The organism is Streptomyces lushanensis, from assembly GCF_001700515.1.
In the GTDB taxonomy this organism is placed as follows: Bacteria; Actinomycetota; Actinomycetes; order Streptomycetales; family Streptomycetaceae; genus Streptomyces; species Streptomyces lushanensis.
Map to the genome: position 1 here is coordinate 1 of NZ_MAUD01000725.1, position 503 is coordinate 503.

General features: G+C 72.2%; 1 pseudogene. It reads right to left on the bottom strand.

Annotated features, from left to right (window positions below):
• Positions 1 to 49 precede the first annotated feature (49 nt).
• Positions 50 to 503, bottom strand: a pseudogene (locus BFF77_RS37685) (transglycosylase domain-containing protein); the annotation flags it as partial.

Below are 503 nucleotides of genomic sequence, written 5' to 3' on the forward strand. Positions count from 1 at the left end.
GACCGGGCGCCTCCGCCACGTCGTACGTCCCGCCCCGCGCCTTCCGCGCCTACGGGAAGTTCCCGCCGCCGTCCTGGCCGTTGTTACCGTTCCCGCCGCCGTTCTGACCGCCGCCCAGCAGCCCCGGCGGAACCGAGCCGGTCGGCCCGCCCGTTCCACCAGGTCCGCCCGGGAACGGATTCTCGGTGCCGCCAGGCCTGCCGTCCTGGCCGCCGTTGTCCTGCCCGGCGTTGTCCTGGCCCGCGTCGGCGCCCGGCTTGTTCGGGTCCTCCTCCGGAGCCTTCGGCGCGTCCGGGATGCTGATCTCGTTGAAGCCCGGAGCCGGCCTGCCGTCCAGCGCGCCGGACATCGCGTCCTTCCAGATCGGTCCCGGAACCTCGCCACCGAAGACCTTGTCCTGGTACTCGCCGCCGATGGTGATGTCGACCATCTTCCTGGAGTGCCGCGGGTCACCGACCCAGACCGCACCCGACATGTTGGGCGTGTAGCCCACGAACCAGGCC